18 protein-coding genes are annotated in these 19,988 nt (G+C 61.3%); 9 read left to right on the forward strand and 9 right to left on the reverse strand.

What is annotated here, in order from left to right:
- Window positions 1–129: 129 nt before the first annotated feature.
- The gene (locus tag AA0Z93_RS16475) at window positions 130–348 is read right to left on the reverse strand and encodes a hypothetical protein (RefSeq protein WP_413047875.1); all 219 of its coding nucleotides are present in this window, start codon (window positions 346–348) and stop codon (window positions 130–132) included.
- 154 nt (window positions 349–502) lie between these two features.
- On the opposite strand from AA0Z93_RS16475, the gene AA0Z93_RS16480 reads away from it, so the two are divergent.
- The 8 genes from AA0Z93_RS16480 (at window position 503) to AA0Z93_RS16515 (ending at window position 11,487) form a co-directional block, all read left to right on the forward strand.
- On the forward strand, window positions 503–1,060 hold the full coding sequence (locus AA0Z93_RS16480) for an NADPH-dependent FMN reductase (RefSeq protein ID WP_413047874.1): 558 nt from the start codon (window positions 503–505) through the stop codon (window positions 1,058–1,060).
- 72 nt (window positions 1,061–1,132) lie between these two features.
- A complete protein-coding gene (locus AA0Z93_RS16485) occupies window positions 1,133–2,152 on the forward strand; it encodes an AraC family transcriptional regulator (RefSeq protein WP_413047873.1) in 1,020 nt (339 codons plus the stop codon).
- 75 nt (window positions 2,153–2,227) lie between these two features.
- Window positions 2,228–6,754 (forward strand): NEL-type E3 ubiquitin ligase domain-containing protein, encoded by a 4,527-nt coding sequence (locus AA0Z93_RS16490; protein WP_413047872.1) that lies wholly within the window; start codon window positions 2,228–2,230, stop codon window positions 6,752–6,754.
- A 159-nt stretch (window positions 6,755–6,913) separates the two neighbouring features.
- On the forward strand, window positions 6,914–7,681 hold the full coding sequence (locus tag AA0Z93_RS16495; protein WP_413047871.1) for an SDR family NAD(P)-dependent oxidoreductase: 768 nt from the start codon (window positions 6,914–6,916) through the stop codon (window positions 7,679–7,681).
- 21 nt (window positions 7,682–7,702) lie between these two features.
- Window positions 7,703–8,896, forward strand: coding sequence for an acetyl-CoA C-acyltransferase (locus AA0Z93_RS16500; RefSeq protein WP_413047870.1), 1,194 nt, complete (start codon window positions 7,703–7,705; stop codon window positions 8,894–8,896).
- An 8-nt stretch (window positions 8,897–8,904) separates the two neighbouring features.
- Window positions 8,905–10,032: an acyl-CoA dehydrogenase gene (locus AA0Z93_RS16505; RefSeq protein ID WP_413047869.1), complete on the forward strand. Its 1,128-nt coding sequence runs from the start codon at window positions 8,905–8,907 to the stop codon at window positions 10,030–10,032.
- Window positions 10,033–10,045: 13 nt separating this feature from the next.
- Window positions 10,046–10,819, forward strand: coding sequence for an enoyl-CoA hydratase (locus tag AA0Z93_RS16510; protein WP_413047868.1), 774 nt, complete (start codon window positions 10,046–10,048; stop codon window positions 10,817–10,819).
- Window positions 10,820–11,082: 263 nt separating this feature from the next.
- Window positions 11,083–11,487, forward strand: a complete 405-nt coding sequence (locus AA0Z93_RS16515; RefSeq protein WP_413047867.1) for a TraR/DksA family transcriptional regulator — start codon at window positions 11,083–11,085, stop codon at window positions 11,485–11,487.
- On the opposite strand, the gene AA0Z93_RS16520 is transcribed toward AA0Z93_RS16515, so the two are convergent.
- Entirely contained in the window at window positions 11,478–11,801 is a 324-nt protein-coding gene (locus AA0Z93_RS16520) for a hypothetical protein (protein ID WP_413047866.1), read from the reverse strand. The two genes, AA0Z93_RS16515 and AA0Z93_RS16520, sit on opposite strands and share 10 nt — an antisense overlap.
- 307 nt (window positions 11,802–12,108) lie before the next feature.
- On the opposite strand from AA0Z93_RS16520, the gene AA0Z93_RS16525 reads away from it, so the two are divergent.
- Window positions 12,109–12,579 (forward strand): hypothetical protein, encoded by a 471-nt coding sequence (locus tag AA0Z93_RS16525; protein WP_413047865.1) that lies wholly within the window; start codon window positions 12,109–12,111, stop codon window positions 12,577–12,579.
- A 206-nt stretch (window positions 12,580–12,785) separates the two neighbouring features.
- Here the strand turns inward: AA0Z93_RS16525 and AA0Z93_RS16530 are convergent, their stop codons facing one another.
- The 7 genes from AA0Z93_RS16530 to AA0Z93_RS16560 all read right to left on the reverse strand — a co-directional run bounded on the left by AA0Z93_RS16530 (window position 12,786) and on the right by AA0Z93_RS16560 (window position 19,936).
- Window positions 12,786–13,148 (reverse strand): Na+/H+ antiporter subunit G, encoded by a 363-nt coding sequence (locus AA0Z93_RS16530; protein WP_413047864.1) that lies wholly within the window; start codon window positions 13,146–13,148, stop codon window positions 12,786–12,788.
- Window positions 13,145–13,423, reverse strand: coding sequence for a K+/H+ antiporter subunit F (locus AA0Z93_RS16535; RefSeq protein WP_413047863.1), 279 nt, complete (start codon window positions 13,421–13,423; stop codon window positions 13,145–13,147). The genes AA0Z93_RS16530 and AA0Z93_RS16535 overlap by 4 nt, the downstream gene beginning before the upstream one ends.
- On the reverse strand, window positions 13,420–13,908 hold the full coding sequence (locus AA0Z93_RS16540) for a Na+/H+ antiporter subunit E (protein ID WP_413047862.1): 489 nt from the start codon (window positions 13,906–13,908) through the stop codon (window positions 13,420–13,422). The genes AA0Z93_RS16535 and AA0Z93_RS16540 overlap by 4 nt, the downstream gene beginning before the upstream one ends.
- Window positions 13,905–15,584: a monovalent cation/H+ antiporter subunit D gene (locus tag AA0Z93_RS16545; protein ID WP_413047861.1), complete on the reverse strand. Its 1,680-nt coding sequence runs from the start codon at window positions 15,582–15,584 to the stop codon at window positions 13,905–13,907. Before AA0Z93_RS16545 ends, AA0Z93_RS16540 begins: the two co-directional genes overlap by 4 nt.
- Entirely contained in the window at window positions 15,581–15,925 is a 345-nt protein-coding gene (locus AA0Z93_RS16550; protein ID WP_413047860.1) for a Na+/H+ antiporter subunit C, read from the reverse strand. The genes AA0Z93_RS16545 and AA0Z93_RS16550 overlap by 4 nt, the downstream gene beginning before the upstream one ends.
- Window positions 15,925–18,840 (reverse strand): monovalent cation/H+ antiporter subunit A, encoded by a 2,916-nt coding sequence (locus tag AA0Z93_RS16555; protein WP_413047859.1) that lies wholly within the window; start codon window positions 18,838–18,840, stop codon window positions 15,925–15,927. The genes AA0Z93_RS16550 and AA0Z93_RS16555 overlap by 1 nt, the downstream gene beginning before the upstream one ends.
- Before the next feature lie 154 nt (window positions 18,841–18,994).
- Complete coding sequence (locus AA0Z93_RS16560) at window positions 18,995–19,936, reverse strand: DMT family transporter (RefSeq protein ID WP_413047858.1); 942 nt, start codon at window positions 19,934–19,936, stop codon at window positions 18,995–18,997.
- Window positions 19,937–19,988: the final 52 nt, after the last annotated feature.

A 19,988-nucleotide genomic window follows, 5' to 3' on the forward strand; every position in this document is an offset into this window, starting at 1 on the left:
AGGCGTGCAGCAGCCGCTGACATGAAGGCTGGCCCCACACAGACTGCTGTCATATGTGGGGCCATGTGGGATACCCCGTTGCGTCTGCGGCGATCCAGGGGCAGGTGGGGCACCCGTCCCCAATCATGGTCAGGGGACGCGAATCAGCTCCACGCCGCTGTTGACCAATTCGAAACGGTTTTCGCCCAAATGGTTGACGCGATCGCCGATTGCCAGACGGTAAGTGACGATGGGCGAACCCAGCGAGCTACCGTCTTCCTGCAGGGTCGATTCCTGGAATTCATGAACGGGATAGATGCGGCCTTCAGCGTCACGTGCGTGGAACTGGCCGACCATTACTGCTGCCATGGGCGAGGAAACCTCTGAAATATTAGGAAATGTCTACAGCCATAGACCGATACAGCAGCCAGTAAGTTTTCCGCCGAACTGAAAAAACCCTGAACACGCGCAGTGGTCATCTATAACTACAGCCATTCATTCACAGCAGAGTCGGGAAATCGCCATGAGCCATGAGTATTCGGTAGCCGTCGTCGTCGGCAGTCTGCGCAAGGATTCCTACAACCGTAAAGTGGCCCGCGCGCTCGCGGAGCTCGCGCCCTCCAGCCTGTCGCTGAAGATCGTCGAGATCGGCGATCTGGCCATGTACAACGAAGACATCGAAGCCGACGCGCCTGCGGCCTGGACGCGCTTTCGCGACGAAATCCGCGCGAGCGACGCCGTATTGTTCGTCACGCCCGAGTACAACCGCTCGATTCCCGGCTGCTTGAAAAATGCCATCGACGTGGGCTCGCGGCCGTATGGCCAGAGCGCCTGGAGCGGCAAGCCGACGGCGGTGGCGAGCGTATCGCCCGGTGCATTGGGCGGCTTTGGCGCCAATCATGCCGTACGCCAGACCCTGGTGTTTCTCGACATGCCGTGCATGCAAATGCCCGAAGCCTATGTCGGTGGCGCTGCCAACCTGTTCGACGACGCCGGCAAGCTGAACGAGAAAACCCGCCCCTTCCTGCAATCGTTCATCGACCGCTTCGCCGGTTGGGTGAAGCTCAACCGTTCGGTCTGATTCGAGCGGGTTTGTCCGGGTGGGCCAGCTAGGTAAGATGGCCCACTTCCTTGAGCCTGGGTGCCCGCGGTGATGAGCGACAAAGACACCATTTCCATGCACTTGGTGCGCGAGGCACTCCTGCAAAGTTGCCCAGCCGGGTCTGACAGCCATGCCCTGTTGCAACGTCTGGGCATCGACCCTCAGTCCGTTCAGCAGCCTGACGGCCGTCTTCCCAGCCAGACCTACGCCGCCTTGTGGCGGCGCCTGGCACGACAATGCGACGACGAATTCTTCGCCATGGACCCACGCGGTTTGCCGCTCGGCAGCCTGGCCTTCATGGGGCGTGCGAGTGTGGTCCAGGCCAGCGTTGGCGACGGGCTCGAGACCGCGCTGCAATACCTGGGCCTGGCATTGGCTCACCTCAAACCTCGACTGCTGCGCGAGCGCAGTATCGCGCAGATCGTGCTAGACGAACCCCATCCGGCGCCACAGCGCGCCTTCGCCTACTTCACGTTGTGGATGATCGTCCACGGTCTGGCCTGTTGGCTTGCAGGGCGACGCATTGCCATTCTGGCCGTAGACCTGCGTTGCGCTGCGCCGCCGTTCTGCGATGACTACCGGGTGATGTTTTCCGAAAACCTGCGCTTCGATCGTCCAACCACGCGCATGATCATTGCGGCCGACAGCCTGGATCAGCCGATTCGGCGCACCGTTCAGGAGCTGCAGCAGTTTCTTGCCCATGCGCCGGGCAACATTTTGGTCCGCTACCGGGACCCCTCCAGCCTGGGACGACGCATCCGCACCGACCTGCTGGCCCAGGATCCGGCGCAATGGCCTGACGCGGCCTGCTTGGCCAAGCGTCTGTGCCTGTCGTTGTCGACGCTGCGACGGCGCTTGGCCGAGGAGGGACAGAGCTATCAAGGCGTGAAAGACAGCGTGCGCCGCGAACTGGCGGTGAGCTGGTTGGCCGATCCGCAGATCAGTCTGGTCGAGGTGGCCGAGCGGCTTGGCTATGCCGACAACAGTTCGTTCTACAAAGCCTTCCGCAAATGGTTCGGCTGCAACCCTGGGCACTACCGCACACTCAGCGGCGCTACCGACCAGCGCTGACTCGTGGAGTGAATTCCAGCTGCTTTTTGCGCTGCCGTTTCTGCACCTTGGACGCTTTTCGTCCAGGAGCTGCTCATGCCCCCTCCCATCGATCCACAAGGCGCGCCCTACACCGACCAGTTCATCAGGTCGTTGCTCAAACCCTGGCTTGCCGACGCCACAGCGGCGCAGATCAACGGTTTGCGTGACCGTTTCCAGGCTTACCGCATCAGCCATGAGCGCGTTCGCCAGGCTACCGTCGAGCTCATTTCGTTGCAGGACTTCGCCAAGCGGGCGTTCGACCGGCATCTGGCCAGATTTCTGCCGCATGGTGCAAACGTCGAGCAGCTGGAATGGCTCGTGGTGAGGCCAAGCATTCCCAGCATTTCGATGCCCGGCTGGACCATCTTGCAGCCGGTTTACCGCCGTGAACCGGCGTTGTTGAGGCTGATGCAGAACTTCCCTGCCGATACGTCCTACCCCATTGGCACAGGTTTGGTCACGGCCGGTGGCTTCGACCTGTTGACACCCGATACCGATGCCTTGATCGCGCAGTGTCGTCTTGCCGATGTCGGCGCCGCCTACCAGCAGTTGCTCAACGATACCTTCAGCGAACAGACCCGCGCTCTGTTGGCCGAAGACAAGCGTGCCGGCTGTCTGCTGACGGCTGAAGTGGCTTTGCTCAAAGGACGGTTGTCCGCTCCCGCGCACGCGGCGCTGGAGAACTTGCTCCGCTCGAGCGCCACTGCTTGTGGCGATTGCCTGCAGGCGACTGTGGTGCGCGTGAGCATGCTCGGTCGGCTGTTGGCGGATGTCCTGGCCATCGAACTGCGCGATGCTCAAAACCGATGGCAAGGCGTGTTGCTGTACATGCCAAGCGATCCGGTTCGCGCGTTGCGTACGTTCGCCAATTGGACGCAAGTGCATACGGCCTTGCTGGACGATCTGCGGGCGCAGTCCGATCACCAGACGTTCGCGCAGCTTGTCGGTCTGGAGCAGCGACCTGCGTTTCTCAAGCAGCTCGGCCAACGACTGAAGGACGATGTGCCTGACCTCGAAGTGCAGGCGCAAGCGATCGCAGGCGATCCCTTCACGCAGTTGGTGGCCTCGCAAGTGGAGACCCTCAGGGCGGACGCCAAATTGCTGTTGGTGCCCTCGTCGCTGGCCGACGCCACGGCGGCGCGGGAGCGGCGTGAGCAATGGCAGAGCGCCGGATTGGCGTTGGCAGGCCTGGCCGGCTTCTTCGTTCCGGTGGTGGGCGCGGTGCTCCTGGGGCAAATGGTGGTGCAAGTGCTGTCGGAGGCCTTCGAAGGCGTGCAGGACTGGAGCCATGGGCACCAGCACGAAGCGCTGGAGCATTTTCTGGGTGTCGCTGAGACGGTCGCCGTAACCGCAGCCGTGGCCGGCGGCGCCACCTTGGTAGCAAGGGGGTTCGCTCGCAGCCGGCTGGTCGATGGCTTGCAACCGGTGATCCTGGACAGTGGCGAGAAACGCTTGTGGTCGGCCGATCCAAGTGCTTACGAGGTGCCGGCTCCGCAAGCCCAACTGCAGTCCGATGGCCTCTACGGCGATGGCAAGCGGCGTTGGCTGCGCATGGGCGAGGCCTGGTACGAAGTGCACCGACCCGATGTCGACGGGCCATGGCGGTTGCGCCATCCGCAGCGGCCGCACACATATGGCCCACCCGTACAGCACAACGGCGAGCGCGGCTGGCGGCTGTTCCTGGCCCGGCCCTTGGAGTGGCATGACGAATCACAGATGCTCAACACCCTTTGGCCCCACGACCCCCCGCTGAACGTCAATCAAGTTGAGCAGGTGTTGAGGATTGCCGGTACTGACGGGGACGAGTTACGTGGCCTGTTGGTGGAGAGTCGGCCGCTGCCGTTGAACTTGCGTGAAGCGATGCGGCGTTTCGAAGGGCGCCTGCGCATCGATCGATTCTTCACTGGACTGGCTCAGGGGCATCCCACCCAAGACGGGCAGATCCAAGCATGGTGCCTTTCGCAGCCGAACATCGCCGGGCTCGATGCTGATTCCATGCGGGAAACGCTCTTGGCGCAGGAAACGGCCCTGCGTCGTCCGCTGTTGGAGCACCTGACCCAGATGCGCTTGCCCGACGAGGCATTGATGCGTTTGGTGCAACGAGACTTTCCCAGTTTGGCAGATGCGTATGCCGAAGAAGCGATCCGCGAGGTGGGCGAGGTCGAGCGAAAACTGGCGCTGATCGAGCGCCGCCTGCCCATGGCCATGGCGCAGAGGGCGCGGTCGATCAGGCAACAGGCTCGCTTGAGTCGAGCGATCGAAGGCATGTATTTCGCCGAGTCGTTCAGCGATGACACAGCCGACCTGGTCGTCGCCTTGCTGCGCCGTCTGCCGCATTGGCCTTCTGCGTTCAATATCGAGGTGCGCGCGGGCAGTGCATGGGGGCGTCGTATTGCGATCATGAATCCTCAGGCCGACCCTCAGACACTGCGAATCCTGGTGCACTCGGGGGAGCGCTTCACGCTGTACGACGGCGACGAACGTGCTGTGGAGCTGGAACTCGACCATTCGCAAGACGTGTTCGAAACGCTGGCAGCGTTGCTCTCGCACGATCAGCTGCAGCAGCTTGGCCTGGGTATGGCCTCGAAGGCGACGGGTTTGCGCGATCGCTTGCTCCGGCAATTGCCCGAAACCATCGATCGTCGGTTGGAACTGCTGGGCTGGCGCGCCGAGGCGCGTAGGTTCAACCCAGGCCAACGCTTGCCCGATGGCCGTGTGGGTTATCTGCTCAATGGCCGGGGCCGGCCGTCGCATGCCGATCAGGTGCTACGCGATCGTATCCGAGCCATTTTCCCAGGGCTCAGCGAAGCCGACGTGGATCGTTATCTGGGCGTTCTACAAGCGTCAGGCCTTTCGCCTTTCGATGCGTTGCTCGAGCAGGAAGTCGCTTGGTGGCGCTTGGACCGGGCGCTCACTCGCTGGACGCACGAACAGTCGGATAGCAATATCCGCACTCGGTGCCAGCAACTGGCGTTGCGTTTGCGAAATTGCTGGAGGCTGCTTGGCAGGCGTACATCGGGGCCGGGCGGACTCGGCTTCGAGGAACGTCTGGACCTGAGCGGCATATCCATTCAGACGCTACCGGAATTACCAGACGGGGTTGAATTCGATCATATCTCGGTGCTCGTGCTGCGCAACATGCACCTGCGCGAGGCGCCCACGAGTTTCCTGCAGGCATTCCGCAATCTGCGCAGGCTCAACTTGGGCAGTAACGAGTTGGAACGCATACCCGTTGGTCTGGCTTACATACCGAGTCTGGAAGCGTTGAGCCTCGACCACAACCGGATTCGCCTGAGCATACAGGGCGAGAATATCCTGAGCAGTATGTCGAATTTGCGATCTTTGAACCTCAGCTACAACCCCTTGGTGTCGTTCAACAGAGGCCTGCACCATTTATCCCGCTTGTACTGGATCAGCCTGCGCAACTGCCAGTTGAGGACCTGGCCAATGGGTCTCGATCTGTGCAGCTTCCTGGAATCGATCGACTTGCGTGATAACCATCTGAATGCCATTCCAGAGACCGTGCTGCAGATGCCCTTGGCCTTCCGGCGGACACTGATGGTGCAGAACAACCCACTCGACTTCAGGCAACTGCAAGCTTTGTTGAGCGTGGAGCCTCATCCCGTGGCCCATGCAGGCGGGCTTGCCGTTCCTGAAGTGGGATTGTCGCCGAGCGAGGCGCGTGAAGAATGGCTCGGTCGAACGTCGGACACTCAACGCAGCCTGCATGCGACTCGGTGGGACAATCTGGCGGCCCACCCTGGCAGCAGCGGGCTGATCGACTTGTTCGGACAACTCTCCCGTACCTCCGATTTCGTCCAGGCGCCTGCCCATTTGAGTGAGCAGGTCTGGTCGATGATCGCTGCGCTGGACAGCGATAGCGGGCTGCGCGAAGCGATTTTCAGCCGTGCCAACGAACCTACCACTTGCGCGGACAGCGTGGCCGAGCGCTTCAGTGACTTGCAGGTGCAAGTGCTGGAAACCCAGGCCAATGCCGAAGCCAACGTTGAGACCGAAGCTGATGAGCAAAGTCGCGCGATGCGGTTGATCGCCTTGGGTCGGCGTCTGTGGCGCTTGGCGCGCGTGGAGGCGTTCGCGCGACAGGACATGCAACAGCGTGTCGCCGAGGACCGTGGAGTCGATGAGATCGAGGTGAGCCTGTATTACCGGGTGCGCTTGGCCGCCCCCCTGGATTTGCCGTTCCAGCCTGCCAGCATGCATTACGTGCGAATCGCCAACGTGCCTCAGGAAGACCTGGATCGAGCCTTGGAGTACGTGCGCAATGGTGAAACCGACCAGGCGGTGGCCGAGAGTCTGGTACAGCGCCCGTTCTGGCAACGTTATCTGCAAGCACGCCACGAGCAGGCCTTCGCTCGGGTTCAGGAGGACTTCGATAGCGAAGGCTCGGCACTGGACGAGCAGATGGACAGCCTGAGCAGCGAAGTGTATCGCCAGCGTTGGGATGAGCTGAGTGTGCGTTGCGAAAGTGCCCTTGAGGCGCTGCGTCTGCAATTGACGCTCGAGCTGCTCGAGACCCTCGACACGCAAGTGCCGTCAGGCTCGAGCGCTCGCACCCGCTGACGACGGCCGGCATTGGCCAAAGCGGTCATGCACGCTGACGGCTTTGACCATTGCCCCCGTTCTGCGCACGGCGCGAACATGCTCGCCACGACGGTGATGCCGATTTCCTGCTGCGTAACGACCACCCAAGCACCGTCGTTGAGCATGAGGACGACGGACATGATCATCGACAATTCCCATTTCATCATCAGTGGCGCAGCTTCCGGGCTCGGCGCGGCTACTGCGCGCATGCTCGTCGAGGCCGGTGCGCGGGTCACCCTGCTCGACCTCAATGCGAGTGCGGTGCAGGCCAAAGCCTGCGAGCTGGGTGCCAACGCTCGCTTCGCCGTCGCCGACATCCGCGACGAAGGCGCCACCCAAACGGCACTGGACCGTGCGCTGGAGGATTTCGGCAGCCTGCATGGATTGATCAACTGCGCAGGCATCGTGGCCGGTGAGAAAGTACTGGGCAAACAAGGACCGCATGCGCTCGACAGCTTCGTGCGGGTCATTGGCGTGAACCTGATCGGCAGTTTCAACCTGATGCGTCTGGCCGCCGCAGCCATGGCCGACAATCCGGCCAATGCCGAGGGCGAGCGCGGAGTGATCATCAACACCGCCTCGGTCGCTGCCTTCGATGGTCAGATCGGACAGGCCGCCTATGCGGCGTCCAAAGGCGCCATAGCCAGCATGACGTTGCCCGTTGCGCGCGAGCTGGCCCGTCATGGCATCCGCGTGATGACCATTGCCCCCGGCATCTTCGAAACGCCGATGATGGCAGGCATGAGCGAAGACGTGCGCGCCTCGCTCGCCGCCGGTGTGCCGTTTCCAGCGCGCCTGGGGCGTCCCGAGGAATACGCGGCGCTGGCGCGCCACATCATTGAAAACAGCATGCTCAATGGCGAGGTGATCCGTCTGGACGGCGCCTTGCGCATGGCCGCTCGTTGAACTTTCACAAGGAGACTGTTCATGCCGCTTTCCGCTGACCCCATCGTCATCGTCAGTGCCGTGCGCACGCCTATGGGCGGGCTGCAAGGCGATCTCGCATCGAAAACCGCGCCACAGCTGGGCGCCATCGCCATCGCGGCCGCCGTCGAGCGGGCCGGCGTAGCGCCTGCCGAGGTGGAACAGGTGCTGTTCGGCTGCGTTCTGCCCGCAGGCCTGGGCCAAGCTCCCGCGCGCCAAGCGGCGTTGGGAGCGGGGCTGCCGACTTCGACCACCTGCACCACACTGAACAAGATGTGCGGCTCTGGCATGCAGGCATTGCTGCTCGGCCACGACCTGCTGCGTGCAGAGAGCGCCGATGTGGTGGTGGTCGGCGGCATGGAAAGCATGAGCAACGCGCCCTATCTGCTCGACAAGGCGCGCAACGGTTACCGCATGGGCCATGGCAAGGTGCTCGACCACATGTTTCTCGACGGTCTGGAAGACGCCTATGACAAAGGTCGGCTGATGGGCACCTTCGCCGAGGACTGCGCGCAAACCCACGGTTTCAGCCGCGAGCAGCAGGACGCCTTCGCCATCGCCTCGCTGACCCGTGCCCAGCAGGCCATGGCGGCGGGTCGCTTCAGCGCCGAGATCGTTCCGGTGCAAGTCGCCGAAGGCAAGCAAACGCGGGTGGTCAGCGAAGACGAGCAGCCGCCCAAGGCACGTTTGGAAAAAATCCCCCAGCTGCGCCCCGCGTTTCGCGCCGACGGCACGGTGACCGCCGCCAATGCCAGTTCGATCTCCGACGGCGCCGCGGCGTTGCTGTTGATGCGTCGCTCCCAGGCCGAACGGCGGGGGCTGACACCATTGGCGCTGATCCATGGGCATGCGGCCTTCGCCGACGCGCCCGGCCTATTCCCCACCGCGCCCATCGGCGCCATCGAACGCTTGATGGCACGTACCGGCTGGTCCTTGGCCGAAGTCGACCTGTTCGAAATCAACGAAGCCTTTGCCGTGGTGACCCTGGCGGCGATGCAGCGACTGGCGCTGCCCCATGACAAGGTCAATGTGCACGGTGGCGCCTGTGCCCTCGGTCATCCTATCGGCGCCTCGGGGGCGCGGATCGTGGTGACGCTGCTGTCGGCGCTGCGTCAGAACGGCCTGCGTCGGGGCGTGGCCGCCATCTGCATCGGCGGCGGCGAAGCCACGGCGATCGCCGTCGAATGCCTGTACTGAGGTGAGCCATGTTGATCGATGAAGAGCAGCAACAGATTGCCGACGCCATCCGCGGGTTCGCCCAGGAGCGGCTCAAGCCATTCGCCGCGCAGTGGGACAAAGCCCATCGCTTTCCTCGCGAAGCCATCGACGAGATGGCTGCCCTGAGTTTGTTCGGCATGCTGGTACCGGAGCAGTGGAGTGGCAGCGACACCGGCTACGTGGCCTATGCCTTGGCCCTCGAAGAAATCGCGGCCGGGGACGGCTCGTGTTCGACCATCATGAGCGTGCACAACTCGGTGGGTTGCGTGCCGATCCTCAACTTCGGCAACGAAGTGCAGAAGCAGCGCTTCCTCACGCCATTGGCGCGAGGCGAAATGCTCGGTGCCTTCGCCCTGACCGAACCCCAGGCAGGTTCCGACGCCAGCCGCCTGAAAACCCGCGCCCGGCGCGACGGCGAGCATTACGTGCTCGACGGCAGCAAGCAATTCATCACTTCGGGGCAGAATGCCGGCGTGGTGATCGTCTTCGCCGTCACCGACCCCGAGGCGGGCAAACGTGGCATCAGCGCCTTCATCGTGCCGACCGATACGCCGGGCTACCAGGTCGCGCGGGTCGAAGACAAACTCGGCCAACACGCCTCCGACACCTGTCAATTGCATTTCGACGGGCTGCGCATTCCGCTCGCCAATCGTCTGGGCGAGGAGGGCGAGGGGTATCGTATCGCCCTGGCCAACCTAGAAGGCGGGCGCATCGGCATCGCCGCACAGTCGGTGGGGATGGCCCGAGCGGCGTTCGAGGTGGCGCGCGACTACGCCCGCGAACGGCAAAGTTTCGGCAAGGCGCTGGTCGAGCATCAGGCCGTGGCATTCCGTCTGGCCGACATGGCTACGCGTATCGCCGTGGCGCGGCAGATGGTGCTACATGCCGCAGCGCTGCGCGATGCCGGGCGCCCTGCGCTGGTGGAGGCGTCGATGGCCAAGCTGTTCGCGTCCGAGATGGCCGAGCAGGTCTGCTCCGATGCCTTGCAGACCTTGGGCGGATATGGCTATCTGAGCGACTTCCCGCTGGAACGGATCTATCGAGATGTGCGTGTATGCCAGATCTACGAGGGCACCAGCGACATCCAGCGCATGGTCATTGCGCGCAACCTTTGAAGGAGCAGATTGCATGGCATTCGAAAGCATCGTGTTGGACATCCACGGCAAAGTCGGGCTGATCACCCTCAACCGCCCTCAGGCCCTCAATGCCCTGAACGCGCAGATCGTCGCCGAGATCAATCAGGCTCTCGACCAACTGGAACGCGATCCGCAGATCGGCTGTGTGGTGCTGACCGGTTCGGCCAAGGCCTTCGCTGCGGGTGCCGACATCAAGGAGATGGCCGAACTCAGCTACCCGCAGATCTACACCGAAGACCTGTTCAGCGACGCCGACCGCATCGCCAACCGGCGCAAGCCGATCATCGCCGCGGTGTCGGGCTTCGCCTTGGGTGGCGGCTGCGAACTGGCGATGATGTGCGATTTCATTCTGGCCGCCGACAACGCCAGGTTCGGTCAGCCCGAGATTAACCTCGGTGTACTGCCCGGCATGGGTGGCACCCAGCGCCTGACCCGCGCCGTGGGTAAGGCCAAGGCCATGGAGCTGTGCCTGAGCGGTCGCCTGATGGATGCCGAAGAGGCCGAGCGCGCCGGGCTGGTAGCGCGTATCGTGCCTCAGGCCGACCTGCTCGAAGAGGCGTTGAAAGTGGCGGCCACCATCGCCAGCAAGTCGATTCCTGTGGCGATGATGGTCAAGGAAAGCGTCAACCGTGCGTTCGAAGTCACCCTCAGCGAGGGCGTGCGTTTCGAGCGGCGGGTGTTCCATGCGGCCTTCGCCACTGAGGACCAGAAAGAGGGTATGGCCGCTTTCGTCGCCAAGCGTGCGGCCCAGTTCAAGGATCGCTGATGCGGTGTCACGCCTTGTTGCCAAGCGTAGTGACGAGCGGCGCTACCTCGAGTGCCCGGCCGTTTTGATGCATTGCCAGACCCATGAATGCACGCCTTTTCAGAACCGGTCGATTCATTTAGGTTGCCCACCGCGACGCGGCACCTTAGACTGCCGCCCCCTGCAAACGAGCGTCGCACTGGCGCTCGAACAATTCCGTTGCCTTTGCGCGACGCTGGCGGCCCACGGGCCGCCCAAATGCACCTATTTTCATAGAGAAGTCGATGACCAAGGAACAGTTACTGGCCATGTCGGCCGATGACTACATGAATGCCGATCAGCTCGCCTACTTCACTTCGCTTTTGCAAGCGATGAAAGTCGACACCCATGAGCGCATCGAGCTGAGCCGTAGCACCATCGAGAGCCTGGACACCCCGTCGGACCCTGCCGACGTCGCTTCCGTCGAAGAAGAGCGGCACTGGCTGGTCAATGCCATTGAGCGCGACCAGCGTCTGTTGCCGCAGCTGGAAATGGCTCTGGGTCGCATCGTGGACGAAAGCTTTGGCTGGTGTGACGACAGCGGCGAACCTATCGGCTTGCAGCGTTTGTTGATCAGCCCCACAACCAAATACTGCATCGAGGCCCAAGAGCGCCACGAGCAGCTTGATCGCCACTCGCGTCAGGTGTGATCGCCAGATTGTCGGAAAGCCCCAGAGAGAAATCCCTGGGGCTTTCGCATGTCTGCGGAAAAGAGAAGGCTGAACCTGTGCATCGGCATGGGGTCAAGTGCTGGCGTCACGCGGTGTGAGAGCTCGAGCGATTTGGCCAGTAAGCAGGCATCCAGGTGCAGTCGGCGAAACCCCTTGATCCGGCCGGTGGCACTTTCCATGATGTGGAAGAAGTCCACGCCCGCTGGAATGACGATGAATCGCGGTAAGTTTATGCCGAGCTTTGCGTAGGGGCTGTCCTTTTCCTCTCGACGAATTTCGGTGTTTTCGTGCATATTCTTTTCTCGGAATGTTCGGGTAGATGCCAAGGCTGATTTTCTCTGAAAGCCTGGATATCTATCGCGCCTTTGTTAGCCCTTTTGTTGTCAGACGTTACGTCTCGTTTCGACAGAAAACACCGCGTGCCTGATTGGGGAAACGACTTAAGCCGGGATGTCACCATTCCTGCACGGGCCGTAGCCTACTTCGACAGACATGGTACGCGGTGATCAGTAGTCTTCCACTTCAACTTGAAGTCCCGCTGCCCGGTCTTGCGCGTATGCCATCCGGGAGCAGGGTGTAACCGTTTCGAGGATTTATTCATTGGCAGTCAGTACGCTGGATACACACGCATTGTTTGTCCTGGGTGATTTGCGTGCCCAACTCGTCAAACTGTTTCAGGGGCGTTTCGTTTACATCAGCGAACAAAGCCCGGAAGGGTTGTACATGGCTGAAGTCGATCTTGAAAACGCGTTGGTGGTCGACGATAAGCAGCGCCTGGAGCTCAAGGTCGGTGACCATTTCCGCGCCGCCGTACTGCCCAGCCGCGAGGGTGGGAAGCTGGAGCTACGCTTTCGCGACATCAAATTCAACGTTTATGGCGTCGGCGATTACGCCTTCGTTTCGGTCGAGCAAGGCGAAGGCATCGTGTTCCGCGAAGGGCATGGCGTCATGTTGGTGTTCGCCGCGCATCAACAAGTACCCGAGGGTCTGGGCAAGCTGCTCAAAGCGGTGACTGGCAAGGTTGCGAAGTGGCGTAAGGGCGAGCTGACCACGTTCAAGGCCAGTGAGTGACATCTGCTCAGCCTCAGTGCTCGCTTCGCAAGGTTGATGATGATCTTGCACATCAAGCTAATGCAATGCACTGGCTGAGCAAGCGAGACGAGCCTCAGGGAAGCTGGCATGGTCGGGGTCGCAACTCAGCTCTATCAGACACGTCCGCTAGCGCTGGCCAGGCAAACGTGCCGCGAACTGCAGCGGCTTGCAGGTGGCCAGCGATGCTAGTTACCTCCGTCCCGTCCGCTGACCTCTTCAGGCACATCCTCACCCGCAGCGCGTTTGCGAAACAGCGCTGCCCTGGCCAGTAGCAGCGTCGTGACCGGCACCGTGATCGACAGCAGAATCGGTATCAGCCAAGCGTGCAGTACCAGGCTTTGCTTGAGGCTGGAAAAATACAGGATCGATGCCAGCGCCACGCACCACGCTCCCAGCGTCGAGGCTAGAGCCGGAGGGTGCATGCGTTGGAAATAGTCTTTGAGACGCACCAGCCCAAATGCACCCAACACTGCGAACGAACTACCGGTCAGCAGTAGCACTGCCGTGATCGCTTCCAGCCAGAAGGGCAGTTCGACACTTTCGGTCATTCGATCACCTCGCCTCGCAACAGGAATTTGGCCAGTGCGAACGAGCCTACGAAGCCGAATAGCGCAATCAGTAGCGCACCTTCGAAGTAGGTGTCACTGGCATAACGGATGCCCAGCACCAACATCATCAACATTCCCAATATGTACAGGTAGTCCAACGCCAGGACCCGGTCTTGCGCGGAAGGGCCGCGAAACAGCCTGACCAGCGCCAGGCACATGGCGATGCTGAGGATGAACAAACTGGCAAGAACGGTATTGGCGAGCAGCCCGGTCATTCGAAGATCTCCATCAGGGGGCGTTCGTAGACGCGCTTGAAATGCTCGATGAAGGCGGCTTCGTCTTCGAGATGAAACACATGCAACAACAACGTGCTACGGTCCAGCGCCAGTTCGGACCAGACCGTGCCCGGCACGACCGTGGTGATCATCGACAGCGCAGCCAGCCCATGTGTGTCGCGCAGATCCAGAGGAATATGGACGAATACCGAACGGGGTGGACGAGAGCTCAAGGTCAGCACCTTGACCGCCACTTGCAAGTTGGAGTGGATGACATCGTAACCTACGCGCCCGATCAGTTTTGCAATGGTCCAGGGACGCCTTACGTGAGCATGCTGAGGGCGAAGTGGGGCAAGAAGCAGCGGTGCGAACAGCGCAAGCCCAGCCGCCAGTAAGATGTTGCCAGGACTGACCGAAAGGTTGAGCAACAGCCACAGTACGAAGAGCGCTGCCGATAACAAAGGTGCAGGGAACAGACGGCTCATGGCTGCGCCTCCAGTTGCGGGTTGGTCGGCCCTGGCAGGGGTTTGCTCGACAGCACGGCCTCGATGTAGCGGTCTGGCGTTTGCAGGCTGGCGGAGGCGTCTTGGGTATATCTGAGTACAGGTTCTGCTTTGATGCTCAAAGCCAGGCACAATCCCAACAGGATCACGATCGGTACGCATTCGTAGCGGCGCAATACAGGAGATGGACGTTCTCCGGGTTTCCAGAACCGCTGGATACCTACTCGCCCGAAAGCGATCAGCGAGGCCAGCCCCGACAGCACCAGCAAGGTGATCAGCGACCAACCGGTGAACGGCAATGTTTGCTCGGGTGCCACACCCAGGCCTAGAGGATTGAATAGCGCACTGATCAAGCCCAGCTTGCCGATAAAGCCCGACAGCGGGGGCATGCCGATGACTAGAAGGGCGCAGGCGATGAAGGTCAAGCCAAGGAACGCCATGGTCCAAGGAATCACCTGGCCGATGACCGCCTTTTGATTGTCGTCGAGGTTGATTCCCCGTGGCGGATGGAGGGACTCCAGCGGTGCTGGCACGGCATCTTCTTCATCGTACAGCGGCTGCTCGTTGGCCGAACGCGAGCGTTCGATCAGTTCGGCCAGCAGGAACAGCGCGCTCAATGCCAGTGTCGAGCTGATCAGGTAGAACAGTGCGGCGCCGGTCAGCATGGGTTGGCCGAATCCAACCGCCGCCAGTAAAGTCCCGGCCGATACCAGAATGCTCAGCGATCCCATGCGTTCCAGACGTTGCGCTGCCAGTAGCGATACCGCCGCCACCGCCAAGGTGGCCAAGCCACCGTAGATCAGCCACTGGCCTCCAAAATGCGCCGACGCCCCTGCCTGACCGGAAAACAACAGCATCCATAGGCGCAATATGGCGTACAGGCCTACCTTGGTCATGATGGCAAAAAGCGCTGCCACCGGTGCGCTGGCTGAGGCGTAAGCCGGGACCAACCAGAAATTCAGCGGCCATATACCTGCCTTGGCCAGGAAGGCTACTGCCAGGATCGCCGCGCCGGCGTGCAGGAGTCCGCGGTCCGCTTCGGGCACCAGTGGGATTTTCAACGCCAGGTCGGCCAGGTTCAGTGTTCCCGTAACGCCGTAGATCATGGCTGCGCCGATCAGAAACAGTGATGAAGCGAACAGGTTGATCGCGATGTAGTGCAGGCCGGCCTTGACCCGTGCGCGCCCAGAGCCGTGCAGCAGCAAGCCATAGGAGGCTGCGAGCAGCACTTCGAAAAACACGAACAGGTTGAAAAGGTCCGCCGTCAGAAAGGCTCCATACAGACCCATCAGCTGCACTTGGAACAGCGCATGGAAACTGGCGCCGGCGTTGGCCCAGCGTGCACGGGCGAAGAGCAGGGCGCTAACGCCGAGTATCCCGGTAAGGGTCAACATCAACGCTGACAGATGATCGACTACCAGCACGATGCCAAAAGGCGCTGGCCAATTGCCGGGCAGGTAGACGCCAATCGATTCGGCAGACCCCTGGCTTTTCACCCACAACAGCAAAGTCACCGCAACACTGAGCCCGACGCAACTCGAGAGCAGGTTCAAGCGCGCCTTGAGCTGGCGGTGTTTCTCGCCGAGCAGCAGCATAAGGGCTGCAGTCAGCAGCGGCAGCAGAATGGGCATGACGATCATTTGGTTCATCAGACTCATTCTTCGCGCTCCCGGCCATCGACATGGTCGGTCCCGGTCAGCCCCCGCGAAGCCAACATCACAACCAGAAACAGCGCGGTCATGGCAAAGCTGATGACGATCGCGGTCAGTACCAGCGCTTGTGGCAAGGGGTCGGTGTAGTGCAGTAAGTCTTGCGGTACACCGGCTTTGATGATCGGTTCCTTGCCGATGAAAAGGCTGCCCATGCTGAAGATGAACAGGTTCACTCCATAGGAAAGCAGGCACAAGCCCATGATCACTTGATATGTACGTGGGCGCAGAATCAGCCATACGCCCGAGGCGGCGAGCACTCCGATGGCAACGGCAATCACTTCTTCCATCAGGCAGCTCCTGCTTGCTTGGGTTTGCTCTGGCCGCCTGGGCGGTAGGCGCGGATCGACTGGTGGGCAAGGGCCGTCAGAATCAGCAGGGTCGACCCGACCACTACGCTGAACACGCCGACATCGAACAGCAGTGCGCTGGCCACATGCATCTCACCTAGCACTGGCAAATCCAGGTGAGCGGTGTGGGTGGTCAGGAATGGGTAGCCCAGGGTCATGGCGCCGACGCCTGTGAGCGTTGCGCACAGCAGGCCGACACCCATCCAGCGTAGAGGCCGCAAGCTCATCTGCGCTTCGACCCACTGGGTGCCCGCCACCATGTATTGAAGAATGAATGCCACGGACATCACCAGGCCCGCGACGAAGCCGCCCCCAGGTTGGTTGTGGCCTCGCATGAACAGATACATCGACACGAGCAGCGCCATCGGCAACAGCAGTCGCACCAACACCGCAGGCACCATCATGAAGCCCAGCGCAGTGTCGGCAGCATTGCGCGGGTTGACCAGATCGGTGATCACGTCGGGAGCCAGGCGGCGCTGCTGGGCAGGCAACTGCATGGTTTCCTTGGGCGGCCTGAAGCGTCGCAGCAGGGCGAATACGGTCATGCCCACCGCTACCAGGACGGTGATCTCGCCGAGGGTGTCGAAGCCGCGGAAGTCGACCAGCATCACGTTCACCACGTTGGTGCCGCCGCCTTCGGGCAGGGCCCGGCTCAGATAGAAGGAAGAAATGATGTTGGGCGTAGGGCGCGTCAGCATGGCGTAGGACAGCAGCGCCATGCCGCCGCCGACCAGGCTCGCTAATACAAGGTCGCGCACTCGACGCATCCGCGCGCGGTCCAGGCTGCCTGGTAGCGGCGATACGCCCTCCAACCGCCGTGGCAGCCAGCGCAAGCCAAGCAGAATCAATACGGTCGTCACCACCTCGACCACCAGTTGGGTCAGCGCCAGGTCGGGCGCCGAAAACCAGACGAACGTGATGCAGGTCATCAGGCCACAGACGCTGACCATCGTCAGTGCCGCCAAGCGATGGTACTTGGCTTGCCAGGCAGCGCCGATGGCACAGGCGATCGCGATCAGCCAAAGCGCCACGAACACGCCCGAGCCCGGAATCTTCGGTCGCTCGCCCCAGGTCAGGCCGCTGTAGAACATCGGGATCAACCCCGCCATGAATGCAGCCAGCACCAACATGAACAGCTGGGTTTGCAGACGACGGCTGGTCAACGATCTCTCGATTCGTTGCGCCAACAACATAAGATGGACCTGACCTCGCTCGAACAGCCGTTTGCCGTTCAATCTTCCAATCAGCGGGGGGTAGTGGAAACGGCCACGGCGCAGTTGCTTGCGCAGCACGAGATAGAGCACGACGCCACCCGACATGGCCACCAGGCTCATGATCATGGGCAGGTTCCAGCCGTGCCAGATGGCCAGGCTGTATTCCGGTAACGGTCCGCCGACCACGGGCAATGCCGCAGCGGCCAGCAGGGGAGCAATGGATTGCGCCGGAAAAATACCGACGACCAGGCAAGCCAGGACCAACAGCTCGACCGGCGCGCGCATCCAGCGTGGCGGCTCGTGGGGAATGTGCGGCAGATCTTTGGCAGGTGGGCCGAAGAACACATCGACCGTGAAGCGCAGCGCGTACGCCACGCTGAATGTACCGGCGAGGGTGGCAATGACCGGTAGTGCGATTTCGACCCACACCGACGAGCTGATGAAAACGGTTTCCGCGAAAAACATCTCTTTGGACAGGAAACCATTGAGCAGAGGTACGCCAGCCATCGAGGCGCTGGCGACCATGGCCAATGTCGCCGTGTAAGGAAGCAGACGGAACAAACCACTCAAACGCCGAATGTCGCGGGTGCCGCTTTCGTGGTCGATGATGCCTGCGGCCATGAACAACGACGCCTTGAACGTAGCGTGGTTGAGGATGTGGAACACTGCGGCGACCGCCGCCAGCGGGCTGTTCAGCCCCAGTAGCAGGGTGATCAAACCCAGGTGGCTGATGGTCGAATAAGCCAGAAGTCCTTTCAGGTCGTTCTGGAACATGGCGGCGAAGGCGCCTAACAGGAGCGTGCAAGCCCCTGCGCCGCCGACGATCCAGAACCACTCCTCACTGCCTGAGAGTACAGGCCAGAACCTTGCCAGCAGGAAGACGCCCGCCTTGACCATGGTGGCCGAATGCAGATAAGCCGATACCGGCGTAGGAGCTGCCATTGCATGCGGTAGCCAGAAATGAAAGGGGAATTGAGCGCTCTTGCTCAGCGCACCGATCAGGATCAGTGGCAGAAACACCGGATACAGCGCGTGCTGGCGAATCGCGTCACCCGCCGCGAGGATCTGGTCGATATCGTAACTGCCCACCACATGCCCCAACAGCAAAGCGCCGACCAATAGGCACAAGCCTCCCGCGCCAGTCACCATCAGCGCCATGTAGGCGCCGCGCCTGGCATCGGCCCGGTGGTGCCAATAGCCGATGAGCAGGAAGGAAAACAGGCTGGTCAGTTCCCAGAAGAACACCAATTGAATGAGGTTGCCGGATATCACCAGGCCCAGCATGGCGCCCATGAACGCAAGGAAGAATGCGAAGAACCGCGGCACTGGGTCTTGCGGAGACATGTAATAGCGCGCATACAGCGACACCAGCGTGCCTATGCCCAGCACCAGGAGGCTGAACATCCAGGCGAAGCCATCCATGCGCAAGACGAGGTTGAGCCCTAGACTCGGAAGCCAGAGGAACTCTTCGCGTATGACACCGCCGTCGGCGATTTGCGGGTAGAGAAATGCCACCTGGAGGGTGCCGGCCAGCGCTACCACTCCCGCAAGAATGGATTCGGCATTGCGCGCGTTGTGCGGCAAGACGGCCGCCAGGCAACTGCCTATGAAGGGCAGAAGCAATAGCACTATCAAGGACATAGCGTTCCAATCGGCAGGAGTTTGCAAAGAATGATACGTGCCGGAATGTTGATCACCAACACGTAAGCTGTCGCAGAATCCTACAAACCGACGGCAATTTCGTACTTTTCTATTACATGGTTTGTCGATTTGCCGCGGTTGGCATGGGGCGCTGCTAGATTTTGTCCTCGCAGCATCGCCCAGGTTCAAAGTCTTTGCCGGGTTTGGGTCGGCGTTGGAGCTTGAGTTCGCTGACCACCACTGCAAGCACGATCAGGCCTGCGCCGACCAACGCCAGGCCAGGCAGGCGTTCGCCGGCGAGTCGTCCGATCAGACCGGCCCATACCGGCTCGCCGGCGTAGATGAGCGTTGCCCTAGTTGGCGATACCGATTTCTGTGCCCAGTTCATCGCCACTTGAATGATTGCGCTCATCGCGCCCAGGCCCAGTGCGCTGAGTACCAGAAGCCATGAGACGTCAGGCACCGACTCTTGGGTCGGTGCCATCATCAGGAATGAAAGCAGCGAGGCTGTGGCCAATTGCACGACGGTCACTCGCCGCACATCGACCTTGCCTGCATAACGGCTGATCAAGATGATTTCGGCAGCAATGGCTATGGCGCTCACCAGTGTCACGCTTTCGCCCCAGCTCAACTCCAGCGTGCCTGCTTGGGGCCCTGCCAAAAGCATCAGCCCGATGAATGCCAGGCAGATGCCCAGACTGGGCATGAGTCCCGGGCGACGGCCGAGCACCAACCATTGCAACAACGGAACGAAAGGCACATACAGAGCCGTGATGAACGCCGACTGGCTACTGCTGATCGTCTGTAGACCCATGGTTTGCAAACCATAGCCCAACATGATGCAGATACCGATGAACATTCCGGCCTTCAGCTCAAGCAGCGTCAACCTGGGCAGGCTGCGCGAGCAGATCATGCCCACGAATACAGCCGCTGCCGCAAAGCGCAGCCCCACGAAAAACATGGGTCCACTGACCGCCATGACGTTGTGCACCAGAAGGAATGTTCCTCCCCATAAGAAGGTGATGAAGATCAACACCATCTCGGCTCGGCTCAACTGAAACGAATGGTGCGGCTTGCGGTTTGGAGCATTGTTCATCGACTTGCACGCTCGAAGAGGGCGGCGCACAATCGCCGCAAAGTGAGCAGTA

Source organism: Pseudomonas phoenicis, assembly GCF_047302395.1.
In the GTDB taxonomy this organism is placed as follows: domain Bacteria; phylum Pseudomonadota; class Gammaproteobacteria; order Pseudomonadales; family Pseudomonadaceae; genus Aquipseudomonas.

Bases quoted from the DNA above. Each gene is read 5' to 3' on its own strand.
- AA0Z93_RS16495 (WP_413047871.1), top strand. From the start codon at position 6,914: ATGATCATCGACAATTCCCATTTCATCATCAGTGGCGCAGCTTCCGGG.
- AA0Z93_RS16500 (WP_413047870.1), top strand. From the start codon at position 7,703: ATGCCGCTTTCCGCTGACCCCATCGTCATCGTCAGTGCCGTGCGCACG.
- AA0Z93_RS16480 (WP_413047874.1), top strand. From the start codon at position 503: ATGAGCCATGAGTATTCGGTAGCCGTCGTCGTCGGCAGTCTGCGCAAG.
- AA0Z93_RS16475 (WP_413047875.1), bottom strand. From the start codon at position 348: ATGGCAGCAGTAATGGTCGGCCAGTTCCACGCACGTGACGCTGAAGGC.
- AA0Z93_RS16505 (WP_413047869.1), top strand. From the start codon at position 8,905: ATGTTGATCGATGAAGAGCAGCAACAGATTGCCGACGCCATCCGCGGG.
- AA0Z93_RS16555 (WP_413047859.1), bottom strand. From the start codon at position 18,840: ATGTCCTTGATAGTGCTATTGCTTCTGCCCTTCATAGGCAGTTGCCTG.
- AA0Z93_RS16485 (WP_413047873.1), top strand. From the start codon at position 1,133: ATGAGCGACAAAGACACCATTTCCATGCACTTGGTGCGCGAGGCACTC.
- AA0Z93_RS16535 (WP_413047863.1), bottom strand. From the start codon at position 13,423: ATGACCGGGCTGCTCGCCAATACCGTTCTTGCCAGTTTGTTCATCCTC.
- AA0Z93_RS16540 (WP_413047862.1), bottom strand. From the start codon at position 13,908: ATGAGCCGTCTGTTCCCTGCACCTTTGTTATCGGCAGCGCTCTTCGTA.
- AA0Z93_RS16520 (WP_413047866.1), bottom strand. From the start codon at position 11,801: ATGCACGAAAACACCGAAATTCGTCGAGAGGAAAAGGACAGCCCCTAC.
- AA0Z93_RS16550 (WP_413047860.1), bottom strand. From the start codon at position 15,925: ATGGAAGAAGTGATTGCCGTTGCCATCGGAGTGCTCGCCGCCTCGGGC.
- AA0Z93_RS16530 (WP_413047864.1), bottom strand. From the start codon at position 13,148: ATGACCGAAAGTGTCGAACTGCCCTTCTGGCTGGAAGCGATCACGGCA.
- AA0Z93_RS16545 (WP_413047861.1), bottom strand. From the start codon at position 15,584: ATGAGTCTGATGAACCAAATGATCGTCATGCCCATTCTGCTGCCGCTG.
- AA0Z93_RS16515 (WP_413047867.1), top strand. From the start codon at position 11,083: ATGACCAAGGAACAGTTACTGGCCATGTCGGCCGATGACTACATGAAT.
- AA0Z93_RS16560 (WP_413047858.1), bottom strand. From the start codon at position 19,936: ATGAACAATGCTCCAAACCGCAAGCCGCACCATTCGTTTCAGTTGAGC.
- AA0Z93_RS16510 (WP_413047868.1), top strand. From the start codon at position 10,046: ATGGCATTCGAAAGCATCGTGTTGGACATCCACGGCAAAGTCGGGCTG.
- AA0Z93_RS16490 (WP_413047872.1), top strand. From the start codon at position 2,228: ATGCCCCCTCCCATCGATCCACAAGGCGCGCCCTACACCGACCAGTTC.